The organism is Micromonospora sp. NPDC003776, assembly GCF_053605645.1.
Genome location: NZ_JBSGJR010000552.1, coordinates 1 through 4634, shown reverse-complemented (window position 1 = coordinate 4634; position 4634 = coordinate 1). Strand labels below are relative to the sequence as shown.

The following is a 4634-nucleotide window of genomic DNA, read 5'->3' as shown; positions in this document are numbered from 1 at the left end:
GTTGGTGGCGGGTGAGTCGGATGGTGTCGCTGGCTGAGGGCGAGGCCTCCCGCACCGCCTGCGTCCGGGCTTTTGTGCGCGCCGGTGTGGATGAGAAGACCGGCGAGGTTCTGTCCCAGGCGGTGCTGGCCGAGCGTGTCGGCTGGTGTGCCGATCTGGTGGCGGGCATGGCCTGCGGGCTGTTGGCGCAGCGGTGGAACGTCGCGGATGTGCAGGTGTTGGCCTCCGGTGTGGACGCGGGTGGGCGGAGGTTGCCGTCGAACGCGTGGATGGCGTTGCGGCGGCTGGGTTGGACCGTCACCGTCCCGGAGGGTGTGAGGGTCAATGACCGGATCGTGCGGATGGCGCAGGAGCAGGCCGGGCGTGCGCTGCGCTCGGTGACATGGCGTGCCGATCTGACCGCCGGAGTCCTCGCGACCTGGCCGGCCGACCCGCGCAAACGCACCGGGCAGGAGTGGGATCAGGTGCGGGAGGCGATCCCTGGCGGGAAGGATCTGCCGGCCAACGTCGTCAAGGCGCGCACGCGGCAGGTGGCCAGGTTCCTCAACGCCAACGGTCGCCTGCCGGTGGATGTGTTCGAGTTGGAAGGCCCGCCGCGGGTTGCGCGGATGTTGTTGCTGTCCGCGTGTGACCGGCAGCAGGCCACGATCGAACGCGGCGAGGCCGATCCGGGCAGGGTGCTGCTGCGCCTGCAGTTGCCCAGCCGGCCGGATCCGCGGGGGTATCGGGACTGGACGTGGGTGGCCTGCCCGATCAGCCTGCCCCCCACCGTGCCCGCGGGCGCGGTGCTGCACCTACCCACCCTGCGCCTCAATGGTCGGCAGGTACGCGCCGATCTGGCCTACACGCACGCGGTGCCGAAGGCCCGGCGCGCCGGTCACGCGGTGGCGCTCGGGGTGGACTGGGGCCTGAACACGTTGCTCAGCGCGGGGGCCCTGCGACCGCATGCCGATGGCCGGATCACCGCGTTGGGGGTTGGTGGCCAGTTCCGGGCCGCCGGAGTCCTGGCCAAGCAGCATCGCCTGCGCCGCCTGTCAGAGCGGCTGTGCGCCAAGGCCGACCAGTACGTGCGGCTCATCGGCGTCGACCCGCGGCATCACCTGCTCGGCAAGCTTGCCGTGCTGCGCGACGAGATCCGACACGTGTCCGCCCGCCGCCAGAACCTGAACGCCGCGCTCGCCTGGGCCGCCGCCCGCTGGACCGTCGACCAGGCGATCGCCGCCGCCGCGACCGTCATCTACGTCGAAGACCTGCGGTCTATGGAAGCCAAGGGCATGGGCGCCACCCTGAACACGCGCCTGTCCCAGCAGGTCCGCGGGAAGATCGTCGAGCGGATGCGGCACCTCGCCGCCGAGCACGGTATCGCCGTGGTTGGCGTCCCCGCGCGGAACACCTCCAAGCACTGCCCGCAGTGCCTGACCCCGCTACGGCACCGCAAAGCCCCCGACCAGCCCACCACCGCGGGCTGGAAATGGGCCATCTGCCCCAACGTTCAAGAGTGCGGCTGGCAGGGCGACCGCGACCATGGCGCCTGGCGGCGTATCGCCGCCCGCGGTCTCACCCATCAGGCCAAGACCGTCACTGACCGCAGCAACGGCGCCATGACGATCCGTGCCGTGGTCGACAAGCTCGAAGCCTGCGCGGTCGTCACCAAGACCAGCCGCGGGGACCGGTCGAAGACCGGCCCCACCCGGCACCAGCCACCACGCCCCGCGCCCAGGCGACGCAGGGCACCCTCCCCCACTCGACCGCACCACGGTCGGGCGGGCAAGCGTCCGGAGGGACACGCACCAACGGACCGGACCAGGCTGCCCCGCGCAGCCCACCGGCACCAGGACGTGAACACGATCAGCACACCCACCACCGGCCACCGGCCACGAGGAGCCGCTCTGGGCGCGGGATTTCATTTCCACGCCCACGCGACCCCACCCAGGTGGGAAACGATCCCGGACACTCAATCCGACTCAGGATCGCTTAGCTAATTAGAGACGCTGCGGGCGGACAAGGGAATCGCGGCAGGGTAAGACAGCACAGCGAGGCTCTCGGTTGGGGCATCTGATCTTGGTCGATTGCTGTCATACCGGGATCCTCGTCCCATGTCGACACTGGGGTGTCCACTTGGCCGTGACCTGCACCGTCACGACAAACAGGCCCACTGATCATCCATGCCCCGCAGACGCTGGCTCGGCGGCATGAGCGTGCACACGATCGGAACGACTACCGGGCGTCAGAGGTGACCTTGGTGGCTTTTCCAGGAATAGAGGTCCCGGAGCAGCGATATTTCCGCCCCGTGGTGGATGACCTCGCGGTGGATGTGCAGGATGAGCTTCGCTATTGGCGCATCCGCGTACGGCGGTGGTGACCTGATGCCTTGCGGGCGGGCCAGCCCTGCTGCGCCGAGGCGGCGCACGTCGCGAATCCACGCATCGTGGCCTTCGTCGAGTTGGCGCAGCGCCCCTTCTGCGGTGCCGCAGTAGCCGACGCGGCGGTCGGCGGCCGGACCGTCGAAATGTGGTGCGGTGGGCGGGCCGAACACGTCGATGATGTGGGACAGCCGCCAGGCGATCGTGGTGACCGGTTCCCGGTCGTGCGGCGGCCTGGCGTAGTCCATGGTGAAGTCCGCCGTGTCGAGCGACGCCGGCGCCTGGCTTTCGCTGCGGGGGCTGAGCGTCAGGCAGCCGGGAACCGGCTGCCAGAAGTACTCCTCATCGGTCAGCCCGTCCAGTCGCGGCCGAAGCTGATGCCACCAGTGCCACTCAAGCTGATCGATCAGTTCGGCGTTCCAGTCGACCTCCACACCTTGACCCTAGAGATCGACGGAAGCCCGTACATCTCCGGGCCGCGGCAGGGGTTCCGAATTGGGGTGGGCGACATCTTTGACGGTGCCTGGGCTACGCCGGGTTCGGTCAGGGCGAGCATCTCGGCGGCATGATCGCGTGGCCATGGAGGAGACTCCGTTGTGCTGATCGCACGCGAGACGGCTACTCCGTGTCGCCCGAGCGGGCGACGATGCGGGCGAGTAGCGCGACCAGTTGCTCACGTTCAGCAGGTGTGAGGGCGGCGGTCAGTTCGGCGTTGGCTTTCTCGCCCAGCTGTTCAGTGCGGCGGAGCAGTCGAGTGCCCGCCGGCGAGATCGATATCGCATTCTTGCGCCGGTCGGTCGGGTCGGGGACGCGGGTCACCAGGCCTTTTTCGTCGAGGTCCTGCACGATCGAGGTCATGTCCTTGGGGTCGACCCGCAGTGTCCGGCCCAGCTCGGCCTGGGATACGGGTCCGAGTTCGGCGACCGTGGACAGGACGGCGTGGTGCATCATCCGCATTCCCTCGCGTGCCAGTGCCTGCGCGACGAGCCGGTGACCGTAGGCGGCGGCCCGGCCGAGAAGCCAGCTCGGCAGTACCCGGATGCGGGCGGGAGCGTAGGGAGGACCTTCAGCCACACTCGTCAGTGTACCTAAATCATTGGGACCACCCAACATGTTGCGATTACCCTTGGGTCCACCCAACGATCCCGGGAGGCGTCAGTGCGCACCGTCCGATTCCACCAGTACGGCGGACCGCACGTGCTCCGCCTCGAAGAGGCTCCACAGCCCGTGCCCGGCCCGGGCGAGCTGTTGATACGCACCGAGGCCATCGGTGTGACGCTGCCGGCAGTACGTAAGGTCCGCGGCGAGGGCGACCGTGCGCCGCTGCCGGGCACGCTGGGCGGCGAGGTCGCGGGCCGGGTGATCGACGTCGGCTCGCAGGTCACCGACTACGCGGTCGGTGACCGGGTCACCGCGCTGGCGTTCGCCGACGCCTACGCCGACGTCGTTGTCGCACCGACAAGCACGGCCAGCCACATCCCCGACCACGCCGACTGCGTATCCGCTACGGCGCTGGTCAGGAGCGGGCACGTCGCGTTGGCTGCGCTCGAAACCGCGCACCTGACCTCGGCCGAGTCCGTGCTCATCACCGGTGCCGCCAGCGGCGTGGGACACCTCGCCGTTCAACTGGCGAAGATCCACGGTGTCCGACACGTCGGGGCAGCCGCCGGTGACCCCCGGAAGGCGGCCTTCCTGCGCGGCCTCGGCGCAGACGAGGTCGTCACCTACGACGACGAGAGCTGGGGCGAGCCCGTCGACGTCGTCCTCGACGCTGTCGGTGGGGACCTGCTCCCGCGAGCGATCGCCGCGCTACGCCCCGGCGGACGGCTCATCTACCTCAACTCCGGCGGTGGCACCATCTCGGCGTTCGACCTGCTCGCCGGCTCCAAAACCGTCACCGGCCTGGCCATGGCCAGGTTCGCCGGCACCCAACCGGAGCTCTACCGCCGGCACCACGAGCAGCTGTGGCGGTTGCACCGGGCCGGACAACTCCGCGTCGCCATCCACGCCGTCATCCCTCTGTCCGACGCGGCGTCAGCACACGAGATCATCGAGGCCCGCGCCAACCAAGGCAAAGTGATCCTCCGGCCGTGAGCTGCCGCCATCCAGAAACATCCGCGTCTCGGCACGCCCGGATGCCTGGTTGCTCCCAACCTCCTTTGAGGTCTCGGCCCCGAACCCGGCGAGATTGCAGGCGGCGTGCGGGGGGGGGGCCGCCGGCGGGGGGGGGCGCCGTCCGCGGGGGGGGGGTGGGGTGGGTGGCGGGGCGGG

At 69.7% G+C, this 4634-nt stretch carries 4 protein-coding genes; 2 read left to right on the top strand and 2 right to left on the bottom strand.

Translation table 11 applies throughout. The annotated features are described in order from the left end of the window. Positions 1-1982, top strand: a 1982-nt coding sequence (locus tag ACWEVO_RS30640; RefSeq protein WP_452310946.1) for a zinc ribbon domain-containing protein, incomplete at its 5' end; no start/stop codon positions are given. A gap of 245 nt (positions 1983-2227) precedes the next feature. Here ACWEVO_RS30640 and ACWEVO_RS30635 read toward each other — a convergent pair. Then, complete coding sequence (locus tag ACWEVO_RS30635) at positions 2228-2797, bottom strand: DinB family protein (protein ID WP_452310945.1); 570 nt, start codon at positions 2795-2797, stop codon at positions 2228-2230. Between the two features lie 184 nt (positions 2798-2981). After that, on the bottom strand, positions 2982-3437 hold the full coding sequence (locus ACWEVO_RS30630) for a MarR family winged helix-turn-helix transcriptional regulator (protein WP_452310944.1): 456 nt from the start codon (positions 3435-3437) through the stop codon (positions 2982-2984). 84 nt (positions 3438-3521) lie between these two features. Between ACWEVO_RS30630 and ACWEVO_RS30625 the strand changes: the two genes are divergently transcribed. Continuing rightward, on the top strand, positions 3522-4457 hold the full coding sequence (locus ACWEVO_RS30625) for a quinone oxidoreductase family protein (protein ID WP_452310943.1): 936 nt from the start codon (positions 3522-3524) through the stop codon (positions 4455-4457). Positions 4458-4634: the final 177 nt, after the last annotated feature.